This window comes from Rathayibacter sp. AC451 (assembly GCF_979253095.1).
Map to the genome: position 1 here is coordinate 2,627,827 of NZ_CEEDBD010000001.1, position 17,313 is coordinate 2,645,139.

A 17,313-nucleotide genomic window follows, 5' to 3' on the forward strand; every position below is an offset into this window, starting at 1 on the left:
TCACTCCGTGCCGATCGAGTCGGCCTGGCGCTGGACGGCCTTCAGAGCGTCGGCGGCCGATTCGTTGCCGCGGGCGACCTTCTCCATCTCCTGGCCGAGCAGTGTCGAGACCTGCGTCCACGTGGAGACGGCGGGCAGCGGCTCGACGTTCTGCAGCTGCTCGAAGAACGCGTCGAGCAGGGGCTGGTCGGCGATCGCCGGGTCCTGCCAGGCGTCGACCACGGCGGGCATGCTGCCGGCGGCCTCGTACTGCGCGATCTGGGTGTCCTGCTCGGCGGTGGCCCGCACGACCTTCCAGGCCGAGGCGGCGTTGTCGGAGGAGGCGGTCACGCCCCAGCTGCCGCCCGCGAGCTGACCGGACGCGTTGTCGGGGCCGGCGGGGAGCACGGCGGTGCCGATGTGCTCCTCGGTCCAGCCCTCCTGCTCGGCGGTGGTGTCGAGCGTCGCGACGACCCACGGGCCGCTGATCATCGATCCCGTCTTCCCCGACACCAGGTAGGGCTGCGCGTCGAGGAACTGCGGGGTGTCGGGCGAGGAGATGCCGTCGGCGAAGACGGAGGCGTTGTACTCGGCGGCCGCGAGCATCTCGGGGGTGTCGATCGTCCACTCCGAGCCGTCCTCGCTCAGGAGGTCGGCGCCGGCCTGGTGCGCGAAGGTCGCGAGGGTCTGGCCGTTGTAGGTGTCCCAGCCGACGTCGGCGCCGAATCCGCTCTCGGCGCCGCCTGCCTGGAGGCCCTCGAAGAACGGGATCGCCTCGTCCCACGTCGACGGCGCGCTCACTCCGCCGGCCTCCGCGAGATCGGAGCGGTAGATGAGGACGCGCGTGTAGGCGTACCAGGGCACCGAGTAGGTCGTGCCGTCGTGCTCGCCCGCCTCCCACGAGCCCTCGAAGAAGCTGTCGGAGTCGACGAGGCCGTCGGGCACCGGCGCGAAGGCGTCGGACGCGAGGAACTGCGTCTGCGCCTCCGTGTAGAGGAACGCGATGTCGGGGGCGGTGCCGGCGGCGACCGCCGTCTGCAGCTTGGTGTTGTACTCGTCGGAGGGGACCAGCGTGATCTCGAGGTCGAGGTCCGGATTCTCGGCCGTGTAGTCGGCGAGCACCGCGTCGAGCTGGGTGGCGTCGCCGTCGGGGGCCCAGAGGGTGACGGTGCCGGTGGCGGCGGAGTCGTCGACCGTGGTGGTGTCGGCGGCGGCTCCGGTGTCGGCCGAGCGGCCGCATCCGGTGAGGGCGAGTGCCGCGACGACGGTGCCGGCGAGGGCGAGGCGGGAGGTGCGGGCGGTGCGGGCGGTGCGCTTCATGGAGGCTCCTGGAGTCCGGGCGCTTTTCGCTACTTTGTAGCGGAAGTGGGCGCAGGGCGAGGTGGTGCGGAGGAGGTGCGGGGGTCGCTCGCTCCGGTTCGGTCCGGATTATGCGACGTTGTAGCAGAAGTGCGTCGGGCGAGACCCGGTCGGTGCAGGGTCGAGAACGAACCTAGGCCCCGGCTGTTTCGAGCGGATTACCTTCGCGGCACGCTCTCGTTACGGGGTGAGCGCCACCTCGAGCGCGGCGGCCTGTGCGGCCCAGAAGCGCTTCGCCACTCCGGTGCGGCGGAACAGGGCGTCGAAGCCGTGGAACGCACCCTGCACGATCTCGAGCTCGCAGGGCACCCCGGCCGCGCGGAGGCGCTCGGCGTAGCGGACGTCCTCGTTGTGGAAGAGGTCGAGGGAGCCGACGCCGATCCAGGCGGGCGGGAGGCCGGCGAGGTCGTCGCGTCGGGCGGGGGCGGCGTAGGGCGAGACGTGCGCGCCGCCGGGCTCGGTGCCGAGGTAGGAGGTCCAGCCGAAGCGGTTGCTGCCGGGGGTCCAGACGCGCACGCCCCGGGAAGTCGGGCCGGGACGGGTCACCGTGCGGTCGTCGAGCATCGGGTAGACGAGGAGCTGGAAGGCGGGCTGCGCTCCTCCGCGGTCGTGGGCGAGCAGGGTCGCGCCGGCGGCGAGGCCTCCACCGGCGCTGGCCCCGCCGATCGCGATGCGGGCCGGATCGACACCGCGCTCGTCCGCGTGCTCCACGAGCCAGCGGAACGCGGCGACGACATCCTCGAGCGCGGCCGGGGCGGGGTGGGCCGGCGAGAGTCGGTAGTCGATGGAGAGGACGCTGATGCCCAGGGTGCGGGCGAACGCGATGTTCGAGGACTCGTCCTGGAGGTGGCTGCCCAGGACCATGCCGCCGCCGTGGACCCAGACGAGGGCGGGAGCGGCGCCGCGCAGGATGCGGGGGCGGTAGCTGCGCGCGCGGATCGAAGGCGCGCCGTCAGCACCTGGGATCTCGAGGTCCTCGACGAGGAGGTCGGCCGGCGCCTCCCGCCCGCCGCCTCGCGCCGAGTGGCGAGGCGGAGCAGGCGCGGGCCGAGCGAGACGGGCGGGATCCAGCGGCCGAGTGCGAGATCCGGGTGGAAGAGGGACGCCGTCGCGGCGGCGCGGGCTGACGCGGTCATGCGCGGGAGGCTACTCCCTCCGTCGGCGCGGACGCCCCTCTCCCCCACTACGGGCGGACCAGCGTCTTGATCGCGCGGCGCTCGTCCATCGCGGCGTACGCCTCCGCGATCTCCTCGAGCGGGAGCTCGAGGTCGAAGACCAGGCCGGGCTCGATCGCACCGCTGAGGACGTCCGGGAGCAGCTCCTCCATGTAGCCGCGGACAGGGGCGACTCCGCCGTTCACGCCCACGTTCGAGCCGAACATCTGGCGGACGGGCAGCTCCGGGCCGCCGTTCGGGACACCGACGTACCCGACCATGCCGCCGGGGCGGGCCGAGTCGAGCGCCTGCTGCATCGACTCCTTGGTGCCGACGCACTCGAGCACGCAGTCGGCGCCGATGCCGCCGGTGAGCTCCTTCACGCGAGCCACTCCCTCGTCTCCGCGCGTCTCGACGATGTGGGTGGCTCCGAAGCGGGTGGCGAGATTCTGCCGGGACTCGTGGCGCGACATCGCGATGATCGTGGTGGCGCCGAGCCGCTTGGCGGCGAGCACGGCGCAGAGGCCGACCGCTCCGTCGCCCACGACCGCGACGGTCGAGCCCTCGGTCACGCCGGCCGAGACTGCCGCGTGGTGGCCGGTGCCCATGACGTCGGCCAGGGTCAGCAGGCTCGGGATGAGCGCCGGGTCGGGGTCGGTGCCGACCTTGAAGAGCGTGCCGTCGGCCAGCGGGACGCGGACCTTCTCGCCCTGCGCGCCGTCGGCGAAGCCCTCGTCGCCGACCTCGGAGCCCCACCAGCCGCCGGTGAGGCACGAGGTCGAGACGCCGTTGGCGCAGTTGGCGCAGGTGCCGTCGCAGACGTAGAACGGAGCGATCACGAAGTCACCGACGGAGATGTCGCGCACGTCGTCGCCGACCGACTCGACGACGCCGACGAACTCGTGGCCGATGCGGTGCGCCTCCTTCGTGGGAGTGACACCGCGGTAGGGCCAGAGGTCGGAGCCGCACACGCAGGCCGCGGTCACGCGGACGATCGCGTCACGGCCGGTCGAGAGGGTCGGCTCGGGCACGTCCTCGACTCGGACGTCGCGCTCGCCGTGGATGAGTGTTGCTCGCATGAGGGATCTCCTGCTCGAGAAGTGGGGTGGGGTCGTCTCCACGCTACGCCCGGGTGCGCGCGGGAGGCGGCGCGGGGCGGGGGCTTGCACGGGCGTGCGGAACGGGGCACGGAGGAGACGGGGCATGGAGGAGAGGCGCCGAGGCGCAGCCGCCCCGCTCGTCAGGGCGGCCGTCAGGGCGGCGCCTCCGCCCAGCCGTCGCGCCCGACGATCACGTGCGCCAGGAACCCGAGGCCGCACGCTCGGGCTCCCTCGGCGAGCACGCGGGTGGCTGCGCGGTCGGAGGGGGAGCACGGTCGCGTCGCCGGAGTGGCTGTGCGCGAGTGCGACGCCGGCGGCTCCGCGGGAGAGGACCTCGGCCAGGACCGCGGGCACGGGGAGATCGGCGTGGGAGGCGCCTCCGTCGGCCAGGGCGAGGACGTCGCGCACCGCCCCGGAGGCGTCGAGCGCGACGGCGAGCACGGTCTCGTCGGGCCGCGCGCTCAGCAGGGGGCCCACGAGAGCGGCGAGCTCGGCGGCGGTGGTGACGCGCGGCGCCCGGTGCGCGCGGTTCATCCGCCGGCGCAGCTCGAAGGACGCGACGATGCGGCACGCCGCGACCTCGCCGATGCCGCGCTGCCGGGCGAGATCGACGACTCCGGCCCGCGCGACCGCGTCGATGCCGCCGAACCGGGCGAGCAGCTGCTGCGCGACGACGGTGGCGTTCGCCCCGCGGATGCCGTTGCCGATCAGGACGGCCAGGGTCTCTGCGTCGGTCAGCGCCGCCGGGCCGTGCGCGCGCAGCCGCTCGCGTGGGCGCTGCTCGGGAGCGAGGTCGGCCATGCGCGGAGCCGGTGGAGGGAGGGACACGGCGGCGACGGTACCGGTGCGGCCGGGGCCGCGAGGGCCGCTCCCCCGACGCTGTGGACGACTTCGCGGCCCCTCCCCTCTGTGGAGGAGCCTCCGCCGGCAGCCGCGCGCTCGAGTCCGCAGAAATCGTCGTACTCGAGCTCGAGTACGACGACTTCCGCGGAGTGGAGCCGCCCTACGCCGCAGCCGGCAGCCCGGCGCTCACCACGAGGCCCTCGCCGTCGTCCGAGACGTCGACCAGCACCACGTCGCCGTCGCGGATCGAGCCGTCCAGCAGAGCGGTCGCGAGCTGGTCGTCGATCTCGTGCTGCATCAGTCGGCGCAGCGGCCGGGCGCCGTACTGCGGGTCGTAGCCGCGCTCGGCCAGCCACCCGCGGGCGCTGGGCGTGACGGCCAGGTCGAGCCGTCGCTCCGACAGCCGGCGCGACAGCCGGTCGACGTACAGCGACACGATCTCGCCCAGCTCGGTCTCGTCCAGCGTCCGGAAGATCACGATGTCATCGAGGCGGTTCACGAACTCGGGCTTGAAGGCCTGGCGCACCATCTGCTGCACCGCCTCCTCCTTCTGCTCGATCGACAGCGTCGGATCGACGAGGTACTGCGAGCCGAGGTTCGAGGTGAGGATCAGGATCGTGTTGCGGAAGTCGACCGTCCGCCCCTGCCCGTCGGTGAGGCGGCCGTCGTCGAGGACCTGCAGCAGCACGTCGAAGACCTCGGGGTGCGCCTTCTCGATCTCGTCGAGCAGCACCACCGAGTACGGGCGCCGCCGCACCGCCTCCGTCAGCTGGCCGCCCTGCTCGTAGCCGATGTAGCCGGGAGGGGCGCCGACCAGGCGCGAGACGGCGAACTTCTCGCCGTACTCCGACATGTCGATGCGCACCAGCGCCTTCTCGTCGTCGAAGAGATGGTCGGCGAGCGCCTTCGCGAGCTCGGTCTTGCCGACACCGGTCGGGCCGAGGAAGAGGAACGAGCCGGTGGGCCGGTCGGGGTCCGAGATGCCCGCGCGGGTGCGGCGCACCGCGTCCGACACGGCCGACACGGCCCGCTCCTGCCCGATCAGGCGGCGGTGCAGCTCGCGCTCGAGGTGCAGCAGCTTCTCGGTCTCGCCCTGCATCAGCCGGCCGACGGGGATCCCCGTCCAGGCGGCGATCACGGCCGCGATGTCGTCGGAGGTGACCTGCTCGTTGACCATGCGGCCCTCTGCCGGCTCCTCCTCCTTCTCGGCGGCGGCGAGGTCGCGCTCGATCACGGGGATGTCGCCGTAGAGCAGCCGCGAGGCGCGCTCGAGCCGGCCCTCGCGCTGGGCGCGCTCGGCCTCGATCCGCAAGGCGTCGAGCTTGTTCTTGAGGTCGCCGACGCGGTTGAGGGAGGCGCGCTCGCGCTCCCACCGCTTCTGCAGCTCCTCGAGCTGGGCGCCGCGCCGCGCGAGGTCCTCGCGCAGCTTCTCGAGCCGCGCCTTCGAGGCCCTCGTCCTTCTCCTTCTTCAGCGCGAGCTCCTCGAGCTTCAGCCGGTCGACGGAGCGGCGCAGCTCGTCGATCTCGACGGGAGCGGAGTCGATCTCCATCCGCAGCCGCGACGCGGCCTCGTCGATGAGGTCGATGGCCTTGTCCGGCAGCTGACGCGCGGTGATGTAGCGGCTCGAGAGCGAGGCGGCGGCGACCAGGGCGGAGTCGGCGATGGCGACCTTGTGGTGCGCCTCGTAGCGCTCCTTCAGGCCGCGGAGGATCGCGACCGTGTCCTCGACGCTCGGCTCACCGACGAACACCTGCTGGAAGCGGCGCTCGAGTGCGGCGTCCTTCTCGATGTACTCGCGGTACTCGTCGAGGGTCGTGGCGCCGATCATCCGCAGCTCGCCGCGCGCGAGCATGGGCTTGAGCATGTTGGCGGCCGCGACCGAGCCGTCGCCGCCTCCCGCGCCCATGAGCGTGTGCAGCTCGTCGATGAACGTGATGATGCGGCCGTCGGAGTCGTTGATCTCCTTCAGGACCGCCTTCAGCCGCTCCTCGAACTCGCCGCGGTACTTGGCGCCCGCGATGAGGGCGGACAGGTCGAGGCTGACGAGGCGCTTGCCCTTGAGGCTGTCGGCGACGTCGCCGGCGACGATGCGCTGGGCGAGCCCCTCGACGACGGCGGTCTTGCCGACGCCGGGCTCGCCGATGAGCACAGGGTTGTTCTTGGTGCGCCGGGTCAGCACCTGGCTGACGCGGCGGATCTCGGCGTCGCGGCCGATCACCGGATCGAGCTTGCCGCTCGCAGCGATCGCGGTGAGGTCGACTCCGTACTGCTCGAGGGCGGACTGCTGCTCGTCCTGCTGGGGCGTGCGACCGGCCTGCATCTGGGGTGTCCTCCTGATGATCGAGAGTTGAGTTCGATTGACTCAACTTTACCGCGGGGCGGTGTATTCCCGAAGGGCCTCAGGCGGTGAGACGACCGTCGTCGAGCTCGCGGAGGGACGAGAGGGCGTTCCGCAGCATCCTGCGCAGAGCGGGCTCGCCCACTCCGGTGAGCGCCGCGATCTCGGCTTGGGAGTACCGCCCCGCGACGGCCAGGAGCAGCAGCTCCCGGTCGGGGCAGGCGAGCGCGAGCAGGCCCTCGCCGAGGGGGCGTCGAGCGATCGCGCGGGAGGAGCCGAGGGTCTCGCAGAGCACCTCGAGCAGCCAGAGCACCGGGGTCCGGGAGCCGGCCCCTTCGGCCGAGCGCCGCCAGACCTCGGCGAAGGCCTCGGTGCAGAGCCGGTCGCGCGTCGCCGGATCGGAGTGGACGGCGGCGATCGAGGCCGAGAAGAGACCGCTGAAGCGGTCGAACAGCTCGGCGAACGCGGCCCGGTCGCCGGTGGCGGCGGAGCGCAGCAGGCGCGCGGCCGAGATCCCGACCGAGTAGACCCCGATCGCGACCTCGTCGTCGGTCCCTGCGCTCACAGGCTCAGCGTGTCACCGCGACGGTGACCGTGTCACCAGTTGCGCGGGAGGCTGCCGAGGAGTAGGACCGGTCAGAGGCGCGGCCAGCGCGCCCGCGCGAAGCAGTACACGCCGTAGGCGATGAGTCCGAGGGCGACGAAGCCGAGCAGGAAGACTCCGAACGGCAGCTCGGTCAGAGACTTCAGCGCCTCGTCGAGTCCGCCCGCCTGCTCCGGGTCGTGCCGGACGGCGGCGACGATCAGCAGCACGCCCAGTGCTCCCAGCACGATGCCCTTGGCGGTGTAGCCGACGATGCCGAGCCAGGTGACGACGGTGCCGGCCGTGCCGCCGGGCTCCGCGATGTTCTCGAGGAACTTCTTCGACACACCCCGGTAGACGAACACGCCGCCGACCGCGAGGACGGCCACGCCGACCAGCACGAGCAGCACCACGCCGCCCGGAGCCGCCAGGACCTGCGCGCTCGCGCTCTTCGAGGACTCCGACGAGTTCGCCCCGTCGCCCATCGCGAAGCGGAGCGCGGTGACGCCGAGCGCCGCGTAGACGACGGCCTTCGCCGCCTCCTTGAGCCTGCTGCCCCACTTCTTCAGCTCGGTGTCGCCCTTGACGACGAGGAACGCCTCGAGGATCCCCCACAGCGCCAGTCCGAAGAGTCCGATCGTGCAGACCCAGAGCACGACGGTTCCGCCCGGAGTCGACGAGAGCGCGCCGAGCGCGCCCGACTGGTCCGCCGAGCCTCCTCCGCCCTGGGCGACTCCGAGGGCGATCACTCCGATCAGGATGTGCACGAGCCCGTTCGCCGCGTAGCCGAACCGGGCGAGCGTGCGCACCGCCGTCGAGTCCTGCGCGTCGTCCGCTGCCTGCTTGGCCTGGTTGCCACTCGGTGTATTCACAGGATGGACGGTACGCGTTTCCACAGGTCCCCACAGCCCCTTGCACAGGCGCGCCGCGGTTCTGCGAGATCCGGAGCGGGTTCTCCCCACCCTTGTCCACAGTTCTCCACAGGGTTGTCCACAGCTGTGGATTCCCTAGAACGACTAGCGGGCCGGTGGACGCGAGAGCGCCGTCGCCAGCACAGCCTGACGCGGGATCGTGGTCACCCGGGCCTGGCGGAGCGGCTACACGTCGACCGCGCGGACGAGGCCGTCCTGCACAGCGCCGAGCCAGTCGTAGACGCTGAGGATGGCGGCGGCGTTCTCGTCGGCGGGCTCGAGGCCGTCGTCGGAGTCGAGGATGCCGAGTCGTGCGGCGAGCGCCAGCCTCATGTCGGTGAGCGCGCGCATCCACGAGAGCGCCTGCCGCTCCTCGAGGCGCACCGAGACCTCGCCCAGCCCTGCGAAGACACCGCGGTGAGCGGAGTCGTCCCCCGCGTCGAGCGCCGCAGCCACCGCCCGCGCGTCGTCCATCTTGCGGCCGGCGAGGTCGGGAGCGGTGAAGCGCCGGAACTCGGCCGCGGCCTCGGCGTCGTCACGGTAGGCGTCGGGGAGCAGCCGGGCGAGCGCCGGATCGCTCCGCGCTTGGTCGTCGTCGGCACTGCGGTCCAGGAGCTCGAGCATCTCGCCGGCGAGGTGGCGGAGGATCCCGGCCTCTTCGCGATCGAAGCGGGCGACAGCGGCTCCGGAGGCGTCGCGACGGAACGCGCGCATCAGCGGGGGCCGATCGCGGGGGCGGGGAAGGGGGTGGGGGCGTCCGCGGGCGTCATCGGGGGCGCAGTCCGCACGGCGCTGTTCACGCGTCGGCCTTCTGCAGCGTCGCCCACAGGCCGTAGCCGTGCATCGCTTCCACGTGCCGCTCCATCTCCTCGCGGTTGCCGGTCGCGACCACCGCACGACCCTCCGTGTGCACCTGCAGCATCAGCCGCTCCGCCTCGGCGCGCCCGAAACCGAAGTAGCTGCGGAAGACGAACGAGACGTACGACATGAGGTTCACCGGGTCGTCCCAGACGAGCACGATCCACGGGACGTCGGCGGCGGAGCGGGTCCGCAGCCGCTCGTCGGGGCGCTCGATGGTCTCAGGCACGTGTCCAGCCTAGGTCGGGGCCGGGCCGCGAGGCGCGGCCCGCGCCTCCGCGGAAGCCGCCGCTTCGCGCGCAGAAGTCACCATCGAGTCCGCAGAAGTCGTCGTACTCGCGCTCGAGTACGACGACTTTCGCGTAGTCGAGCCGCCGAGCCGTCGTTTCTCCAGAAGTTGCGGGAAGCGCGAGCGGTCACCGCAACTTCTCGAGGAGCGCGGGCTGCAGGAGGCCGTAGCCGTCGGGCCGGAGTGTGGCGCCGCCGAGTCCGCAGAAGTTGTCGTACTCAGGCTCGAGTACGACAACTTTCGCGGAGTCGAGGAACGAAGCGACTCCGGAGACGGCGCACGAGCATTCGAGTCCGCAGAAGTCGTCGTACTCGCGCTCGAGTGCGACGACTATTGCGGAGTGGAGCCGGCCGAGCCGTCGACTCTCCAGAAGTTGCGGGAAGCGCGAGCGGTCACCGCAACTTCTGGAGGAGGGAGGAGGGAGGCGCGGGCGCCGACTCAGGACGACAGGCGCGGCAGGACCTCGCGGGCGAACAGGTCGAGGTGCTCGAGGTCGTGCAGGTCCATGATCTGCAGGTACACGCGCTCGACGCCCGACTCGCGCAGCGACTCCAGGCGGTCCACCGCCTCCTGCACGCCGCCCGCGATGCCGTGCTCGCGCAGCTCGGCCGGCTCGCGCCCGACGGCCGCGGCCCGGCGCGCGAACTCCGCCTCGGACGATCCTGCGACCGCGATCAGCGCGACGGAGTGCACCAACGACGACGGCTCGCGCCCGATGGCGCGGCACGCCTCGTCGACGCGGTCGAAGGAGCCGCGGATCGAGTCGAACTCGGGGAACGGCAGGTTGAACTCGCTGGCGAAGCGGGCCGCGAGGCGCGGGGTGCGCTTCGGGCCTCCTCCGCCCACGATCACCGGGACGGGCAGCCGCGCGGGCTTGGGCAGCGCCGGCGAGTCGGTGAGCGTGTAGTGCTCGCCCGTGAACGAGTAGCGCTCGCCGACCGGGGTCGACCAGAGGCCGGTGACGATCTCGAGCTGCTCCTCGAGCAGGTCGAAGCGGCGGGGCGGGAAGGGAATGCCGTACGCGGCGTGCTCCTTCTCGAACCAGCCGGTGCCGAGTCCGAGCTCGACGCGTCCGCCCGACATGGCGTCGACCTGGGCGACCTGGATCGCGAGGATCCCCGGCGGGCGGTAGGTGACGGAGGAGACCAGCGTGCCGAGCGCGATCCGCTCGGTCTCGCGGGCGAGGCCGGCGAGCGAGGTCCAGGCGTCGGAGGGTCCGGGGCCCGGATCGCCCTCGCCCATGCGGAGGTAGTGGTCGGAGCGGAAGAAGCCGTCGAAGCCGAGGGCCTCGGTCGCCTGGGCGACGGCGAGGAGGTCCTCGTAGCTCGCGCCCTCCTGGGGTTCGGTGAAGACTCTGAACTGCATTGCTCCAGCCTTGCGCACGTCCGCGGCCGAGTGGGGCGTCCGCGCACCGAGTCGCGGCCTGACGCAGTGCGCAGCCGAGGTCCGGAGGGCCGCGGCGGCCCTCCCGGTGCCCTTCTCCGGATCCTGACCTCGGTTGCGAACACCCGCCGCGTCCGATCCCGTGCCACGGTGACTCCATGTCACGACTCGACGCCGCCGCCACCGCCCACGTCGCCGCGATGCGGCACCCGCGCCACGAGCAGATCGGGCGCGTACGCGAGGCGGTGCTGTCGGCGGATCCGCGGCTCGTCGAATCGGTGAAGTGGAACGCGCCCAGCTATGCGATCGGCGAGCACCTGGTCACGCTGCGCCTGCGGCCGGGCGACCGGGTCGAGGTCGTGCTGCACCGCGGAGTCGCGGCGCGCGCGGACGACGTCGCACCGGTGCTCGACGACGACCGGGTCCAATGGCGTGCGGCGGACCGGGCGGTGCGCGCGCTCGAGGCGGACGAGGACCCGGCCCTCCTCGTGCCGCTCGTGCGGCAGTGGCTGGCGGCGGTCGCTCCGCACTGAGCCACGCGGGCCCGCACGCCTCGCGCCCCGCTCCCCCACTCCCAGCTCTCCCGCCCTCCGCGCACCTCCGCGCCGGATCCGCAAGTCCGTGTTTCAGCCCTGTTCGGGCGTCACGATGACAGGGATGAGCATTCTCGAAGCCGCCGTGGACGATCGTGTCCGCCGGGAGTTCGGCGTGCCGATCACCGCGCTCGAGCCGGTGACGGGCGGCCTCGACGACCGCGCCCGCGTCTGGTGCGCAGTCGACGACTCCGGAGCCCTGTGGAGCGTGAAGGCGAGCCGCCGTGACGGGCGCTTCGGGCTGTCGCTGGCCGCATCCCTCGCCGAGGCCGGGGTCCCGGGCGTCATCGCCCCCCTGCGCGCCGCCGACGGCCGTCCCTGGAGCGAGGACGACGGCGTGCTCGTGTCGGTCGCCCCGTGGATCCTGGGCGAGGACGCCGTCGACTCCGGCCCCGATGCCCTCTCGTGGGAGGGGCTCGGCGTCGTGCTGCGCGCCGTGCACGACTCCGCTCCCCCGGCCGGCACCCCGGTCCGCCGCGGGATCCGCCGGGCCGGCGCGCCGCCGACGGCGCGTCTGGCAGGCCTCGACGAGCGGATGCGCGACGCCCCCGACGACGAGACCGCCCGGCTCTGGCGCGCCCACCGTCCGCGCCTGGAGGCGCTCGCCCGGGCGGAGCGGCGCCTCAAGCGGGAGCGCACGCCGACCGCGCGCGTCCCGCTGCACGGCGATCCGCACCCCGGCAACGTGGTGATCGGCACCGACGGCAGCCCCTGGCTGATCGACTTCGACGAGGCGACGGTCGCCCCGCGCGAGGTCGACCTGCTGCTGATCGAGCTCGGCGTGATCTTCTCGCAGCCGATCACCGACGAGCAGCGCCGCTCGTTCCGCTCCGGGTACGGCGAGGCCGCTCTCGACGACGCCCGCATCGCCCGCTTCGGCTGCGTCCGCGCGATCGAGGACGCGACCGCCACCGCCCACGCCGCCCTCGAATGCGACGCGCCCGCCGACCGTCGCGAGCTCGTCGAGTCGCTCGAGGGACAGCTCGGCCCGCACGGCCTCGTCTCGCTGGTCGAGCACGCGCTCGACCGCCTGGACCCCTGACCACCGCACGCACACCACTCCGCACACCGCACCGCACCGCACACCACAGCAGAGGACACGATCATGACGACACGACGACTGATACCCACCGCCACCGTCCTGGCGGTCACCGCCGCCCTCACCGGCTGCAGCGGCTTCGGAGGAGGGGGCGGCGGCGGATCCGAGGCCGGCTCCCTCACCTTCACCACCTGGGCCAGCGAGTCGGAGGAGGCGGCCTTCGAGACCCTGATCGCCGACTTCGAGGCCGCGAACGACGGCGTCGACGTGCAGCTCAACGTCGTGCCCTACGACCAGATGTTCAGCAACATCGACGCGCAGCTGAGCTCGGGCGAGGCGCCCGACGTGTTCCGCGTCGACTACGGCAACCTCGGCGTCTACTCGAGCCAGGAGCAGCTGCTCGACGTGAGCGAGTACGTCTCGCAGGAGCAGATCGACGCGTTCACCCCCGCCTTCTGGGAGGCGGTCTCTTTCGAGGGCGTGCCCTACGGAGTCCCGCACCAGACCGACGTCTCGGCGCTGCTCGTCAACACCGAGCTGCTCGCCGCCGCGGGCATCACCGACGTGCCGACCACGCTCGACGAGGCCTGGACCTGGGAGGAGTTCGCCGACGTGGCCACCACGCTGCGCGCCTCCCTCCCCGCCGAGCAGTACCCCTTCGTCTACAACTGGCAGCTCGGCGGTACCCCGCGCTGGCTGAGCTGGCTGTTCGAGGCCGACGGCGCCCTGCTCGAGGAGGACGGCACGACCCCCGCCATCGACTCCGCCGAGGGCGCGAAGGCGCTCGACTACACCAAGAGCTTCTTCGAGAACGGATGGGTGCCCCCGACCAGCTCGGTCAAGTCGGCCACCTACGCCGACTCCTTCTTCACGGAGGAGACCGTCGCGATGGCGTTCGCCGGCTCGTTCCTCGTGCCCGACATCGACGATCTCGCCGACTTCGACTGGGTCGCGACTCCGATGCCCGTCGACGAGCGCGGAGCCACCGACCTCGGCGGCAACGCGCTGGTCGCGACGGCCGAGACCGAGAACCCCGAGCTCGCCACCGACTTCCTGACGTTCATGACGGAGGCCGAGAACATGGCCGAGTTCTGCGCGGCGACCAACGAGCTGCCCACCCGCTCCGACATCGACCCCGCCTCGATCGAGTTCGCGGTGCGCCCGGACGTCATGCCCGTCTTCGTCGAGCAGGCCTCGACGATCACGCCGCGCGACGTGCAGCAGCTCACCTCGCCGTTCCTCGCGCAGATCTCGGTCGCGATGCAGGACCAGCTCGAGCAGGCCTTCGTGAACGGCCGCAGCACCGAGGAGACGCTGGCCGATCTGTCCGACGCCATCGGGCAGGCGACCAGCTGATGACCACCGCCGCACTCCGCCGCCGGGAGGGCGCCCCCGCGCCCGCTCGGCGGCGGTCGGCCGCCCGCACCCGCGAGGTGCTCACCGGCTACGGCTTCGTGGCGCCGAACATGCTGCTGATGGCGCTGTTCCTCTTCGTGCCGATCCTCTGGGCGGTCCAGCTCTCGTTCCAGGACTCGCGCGGCTTCGGCACGCCGGAGTGGGTCGGATTCGCGAACTACCTGCGGATGGGCGCGGATCCGGTCTTCTGGCAGAGCCTCGCGAACACGCTGCTCTTCACGGCCGTCACGGTGCCGCTCGAGCTGATCGGCGGGCTGGGCCTGGCCGTGCTGCTGAACTCGGTGCTGCCCGCGCGCGGTGTCTACCGCACGATCATCGTGCTGCCGCTGGTCATCTCCGGAGTCGCCTCCGGCATGATCGCGGTCACGATCTTCAGCGAGTCCTCGGGCATCGTCAACAAGGTGCTGACCTCGCTCGGCGCCTCGCCCGTGTCGTGGCAGTCCGAGGGCGGCCCGGCGATGGTCTCGGTGATGATCACCGCGATCTGGCTCCGGATCGGCTTCAACATGGTGATCTACATCGCCGGCCTGCAGAGCGTCTCGCCCGAGCTCTACGAGGCGGCGCGGATCGACGGAGCGACGCGCTGGCAGCAGTTCCGCGCACTGACGGTGCCGCTGGTCGGCCCGTCGACGTTCTTCCTGCTGATCATGAACGTGATCGCCTCGTTCCAGGTCTTCGACATCGTCTTCGTGATGACCGGCGGAGGACCGGGCTTCTCGACCTCGGTGCTCGGCACCTACGCGTACCGCAACGGCTTCCAGGTGCGCGAGCAGGGCTACGGAGCGGCGCTGGGCGTCGTGATCCTGCTCATCACGCTCGCCTTCACCTACGTCCAGTGGCGCACCAGCCGCACCCGCGATCTCGTCGAATAGGACCCCCGATGACCTCCTCGACCCTCACTCAGATCGCCCCCGCGGTCGACGCGACGCGCACCGCCTCCGGTACTCGCCGTCGCCGCGGCGGCCGCGACGGCTCCCGCGCCGGCGTCGCCCTGCGCATCGTCGTCGCCGTGATCGCCTCGGCGATCGTCTTCTTCCCGCTCTACTGGATGCTCGTCATCGCGTTCTCGCCCCGCGGAGAGGTCTTCGCGCCGGGCCCGCCCCGGTTCTGGCCGAGCACCCTCAGCCTCGAGAACTTCGCCACCGTGTTCGAGCGGTTCCCGGTCGGCGACTGGTTCGTCAACTCCGTCGTGATCGGGGCCTTCGTGACGGCACTGACGGTGGTGGTGAACCTCACGGCGGGCTGGGCGTTCGCCCGGCTGCGCTTCCCGGGGCGCAACGCGCTGTTCCTCCTGGCGCTGGCGACGATGATGATCCCGGTGCAGGCGATCATGGTCGCCCAGTTCCGGCTCGTCGCCGGCCTGCAGATCTACGGCACGTACTGGTCGGTGATCCTGCCGGGAGCCGCTGCGGCGTTCGGCATCTTCCTCGCCCGGCAGTTCTTCCTGTCGATCCCGGAGGAGCTGCTCGAGGCCGCGCGGATCGACGGAGCCGGTCAGCTGCGCGTCTTCCTGCAGGTGGTGCTGCCGCTCAGCCGCCCGCTGATCGCGGTGCTGGTGCTGCTGACGCTGCTCGGCTCGTGGAACGACTTCGCCTGGCCGCTGATCGCGCTCAAGGACAACGACCTGTTCACGCTGCCGATCGGGCTGCTCTACCTCAAGGGGCAGTCGACGCCGGACTACAGCGCGAGCATGGCGCTGGCCCTCGTGTCGGTGCTGCCGATGGTGGTGCTGTTCCTGGCGTTCCAGCGGTACTTCGTGCAGGGCTTCGCGCGCAGCGGGATCCGGTAGCGCCGTCGTTCCCGCCGGTCGACCAACTCCACAGGGGCGCCTCGGGCGGCGAAGCCGCGTTGCGTCTCGGCTGATCGTCAGCCTGTTGGTCGAGTAGCAGCGCAGCGGCGTATCGAGACCCACGTCCGCCAGCAGATCCGCTGAGGACCAGGCCTTCTGGCGATGGTTGATCTCGATACGCCCGGTACGCGGGCTACTCGATCAGCAAAAGGGAAGCCGCAGCGCTCCCGCGGGCCTCAGCTCGGCGACGGGACGACCGGCTGCTCCGGCGGATCCTGGTCGTCGCCGAGGCGGGCGTCGGCGCCCTCGTCGAGCGCCTCGTCGAGGGCCTCGGGGTCGTCGATCTGCGCCGGGTCCTCGGGAGGCGCGGGGATCGAGTCGGGGTCGGGGCGGGTGGTGTCGGTGACGTCCTCGGGGGCGTCGAAGCCGAAGCTGCTCATGGTTCCTCCTCCGCGGCCCGCACCGGAGGCGGTCCCGCTGTCGGCAGCCTAGGTCGCGGTCCGCACGCCGGTCATGGACTTGACGGGCGGCCGCCGCCCACTCGATCCGGCGGCTGCGACGTCGGCGATCGAGCACCCGGACCGGCGAACCCCGCACGATCGCCGCGGCACGCAGGGCCCCCGACCCGCGGGCTTCACGCGGAATCGGCGGACACCGCGCGCCGCACCCGCGGCGAACGCCGCGTCGCCGAGTCCGAGGACATCGCACGCCGCCCGCGTCAGTGCACGTACTCCAGCAAATCGACACCCAGGGTGCGCATGCCCTCGAGCACCGCGAGGCGGTAGTGCAGGGTCGTGTCGTCGAACTGGGTCGTCACCGCGTAGGCGACCGAGGCGCGGGGGCCGCGCAGCACTCCGGTCTCGGCGCGCACGCCGGCGTCGGCGCCGGTCTTGTTGACGAGCAGCACGCCGTGGTCGGGCTGACGGTGCGTGAGCGGGTCGAGGCCGAAGGCGGAGGCGACCATCGACAGGTCGGAGTTGAGCGACAGCCAGCCGATGACGCGCGAGCTGACGGCGGAGTCGACGATCTCGCCGTTCGCCAGCGTCGCCAGCAGCCAGGTCAGCTCGCGGGCGGAGCCGATGGAGAGCTGCGGGGCGTCGTCGGGGCCGCGGTCGTCGCGGACGACGTCGAGCAGCGCGGTGCGCGAGAGCCCGAGGCCCTCGGCACGCTCACGCACGGCGTCGAGCCCCACGCGGCGCAGCAGCACGTTGGTCGCCAGCGTGTCGCTCGTCGCGCCGACCAGCGCCGCCAGATCGGCGATCGGCATCGACGGCACCTGCAGGTGCTGCCAGACGCCCGAGCCGGCGACGGCGTCGGCCGCCGTGCGGTCGACCAGGCGGAGGTTCTCCTGCGGGTCGCTCGCGAGGCGGGCCGCCACCTCGATCAGGAGCAGGATCTTGCCGATGCCGGCGGTGGGCATCGAGACGGAGTCGTCGACCGCGAACAGGGTGCGCCCGGTCGCGACGTCGACGGCACGGGCCGAGACCACGACTCCGTCGAGTGCGAGCCGGCCGAGCGCGTCGAAGCCGCGCTGGAAGTTGTCGTGATCGTGCGAGCCCTTGTGCCGGCCGCGGCGGGCTCGTCGGTTGTCACGGCGGGTGTCGTGGGTGGGGATCACCACGGGTCGGGCCCCTCTACGGGTCGGCTGAGCGGGTCGTGCGGAGGGGCGGACGCGGGG

At 72.2% G+C, this 17,313-nt stretch carries 15 protein-coding genes and 2 pseudogenes; 5 read left to right on the forward strand and 12 right to left on the reverse strand.

Features of this window, described 5'->3' with window-relative positions:
- From AC0CID_RS12565 to AC0CID_RS12610, 10 genes and pseudogenes are all read right to left on the reverse strand, one after another.
- Window positions 1-1,299 (reverse strand): extracellular solute-binding protein, encoded by a 1,299-nt coding sequence (locus tag AC0CID_RS12565; RefSeq protein ID WP_465227066.1) that lies wholly within the window; start codon window positions 1,297-1,299, stop codon window positions 1-3.
- Window positions 1,300-1,518: 219 nt separating this feature from the next.
- On the reverse strand, window positions 1,519-2,202 hold the full coding sequence (locus AC0CID_RS12570; protein WP_465227067.1) for an alpha/beta hydrolase: 684 nt from the start codon (window positions 2,200-2,202) through the stop codon (window positions 1,519-1,521).
- A 319-nt stretch (window positions 2,203-2,521) separates the two neighbouring features.
- A complete protein-coding gene (locus AC0CID_RS12575; protein WP_465228097.1) occupies window positions 2,522-3,571 on the reverse strand; it encodes a zinc-dependent alcohol dehydrogenase family protein in 1,050 nt (349 codons plus the stop codon).
- 318 nt (window positions 3,572-3,889) lie between these two features.
- A pseudogene (locus AC0CID_RS12580) lies at window positions 3,890-4,393 on the reverse strand (JAB domain-containing protein); the annotation flags it as partial.
- A gap of 202 nt (window positions 4,394-4,595) precedes the next feature.
- A pseudogene (locus tag AC0CID_RS12585) lies at window positions 4,596-6,756 on the reverse strand (ATP-dependent Clp protease ATP-binding subunit).
- 79 nt (window positions 6,757-6,835) lie between these two features.
- Window positions 6,836-7,339, reverse strand: a complete 504-nt coding sequence (locus AC0CID_RS12590; protein WP_465227068.1) for an RNA polymerase sigma factor — start codon at window positions 7,337-7,339, stop codon at window positions 6,836-6,838.
- A gap of 71 nt (window positions 7,340-7,410) precedes the next feature.
- On the reverse strand, window positions 7,411-8,229 hold the full coding sequence (locus tag AC0CID_RS12595) for a DUF1206 domain-containing protein (RefSeq protein WP_465227069.1): 819 nt from the start codon (window positions 8,227-8,229) through the stop codon (window positions 7,411-7,413).
- A 225-nt stretch (window positions 8,230-8,454) separates the two neighbouring features.
- The gene (locus AC0CID_RS12600) at window positions 8,455-8,982 is read right to left on the reverse strand and encodes a DUF2017 family protein (RefSeq protein ID WP_465227070.1); all 528 of its coding nucleotides are present in this window, start codon (window positions 8,980-8,982) and stop codon (window positions 8,455-8,457) included.
- A gap of 82 nt (window positions 8,983-9,064) precedes the next feature.
- A complete protein-coding gene (gene clpS, locus AC0CID_RS12605; RefSeq protein ID WP_465227071.1) occupies window positions 9,065-9,355 on the reverse strand; it encodes an ATP-dependent Clp protease adapter ClpS in 291 nt (96 codons plus the stop codon).
- A gap of 498 nt (window positions 9,356-9,853) precedes the next feature.
- Window positions 9,854-10,780: an LLM class F420-dependent oxidoreductase gene (locus AC0CID_RS12610; protein WP_465227072.1), complete on the reverse strand. Its 927-nt coding sequence runs from the start codon at window positions 10,778-10,780 to the stop codon at window positions 9,854-9,856.
- A gap of 176 nt (window positions 10,781-10,956) precedes the next feature.
- On the opposite strand from AC0CID_RS12610, the gene AC0CID_RS12615 reads away from it, so the two are divergent.
- From AC0CID_RS12615 to AC0CID_RS12635, 5 genes are all read left to right on the forward strand, one after another.
- On the forward strand, window positions 10,957-11,331 hold the full coding sequence (locus AC0CID_RS12615) for a DUF1801 domain-containing protein (RefSeq protein ID WP_465227073.1): 375 nt from the start codon (window positions 10,957-10,959) through the stop codon (window positions 11,329-11,331).
- A gap of 124 nt (window positions 11,332-11,455) precedes the next feature.
- The gene (locus AC0CID_RS12620) at window positions 11,456-12,433 is read left to right on the forward strand and encodes a phosphotransferase (RefSeq protein ID WP_465227074.1); all 978 of its coding nucleotides are present in this window, start codon (window positions 11,456-11,458) and stop codon (window positions 12,431-12,433) included.
- A 63-nt stretch (window positions 12,434-12,496) separates the two neighbouring features.
- A complete protein-coding gene (locus AC0CID_RS12625; protein WP_465227075.1) occupies window positions 12,497-13,786 on the forward strand; it encodes an ABC transporter substrate-binding protein in 1,290 nt (429 codons plus the stop codon).
- Window positions 13,786-14,718, forward strand: a complete 933-nt coding sequence (locus tag AC0CID_RS12630) for a carbohydrate ABC transporter permease (protein WP_465227076.1) — start codon at window positions 13,786-13,788, stop codon at window positions 14,716-14,718. Before AC0CID_RS12625 ends, AC0CID_RS12630 begins: the two co-directional genes overlap by 1 nt.
- An 8-nt stretch (window positions 14,719-14,726) precedes the next feature.
- Entirely contained in the window at window positions 14,727-15,635 is a 909-nt protein-coding gene (locus AC0CID_RS12635) for a carbohydrate ABC transporter permease (RefSeq protein WP_465227077.1), read from the forward strand.
- A gap of 236 nt (window positions 15,636-15,871) precedes the next feature.
- On the opposite strand, the gene AC0CID_RS12640 is transcribed toward AC0CID_RS12635, so the two are convergent.
- Together AC0CID_RS12640 and AC0CID_RS12645 are read right to left on the reverse strand one after the other, a co-directional pair.
- Complete coding sequence (locus AC0CID_RS12640; protein WP_465227078.1) at window positions 15,872-16,075, reverse strand: hypothetical protein; 204 nt, start codon at window positions 16,073-16,075, stop codon at window positions 15,872-15,874.
- 278 nt (window positions 16,076-16,353) lie between these two features.
- Window positions 16,354-17,256, reverse strand: coding sequence for a serine hydrolase (locus AC0CID_RS12645; RefSeq protein ID WP_465227079.1), 903 nt, complete (start codon window positions 17,254-17,256; stop codon window positions 16,354-16,356).
- Window positions 17,257-17,313 lie beyond the last annotated feature (57 nt).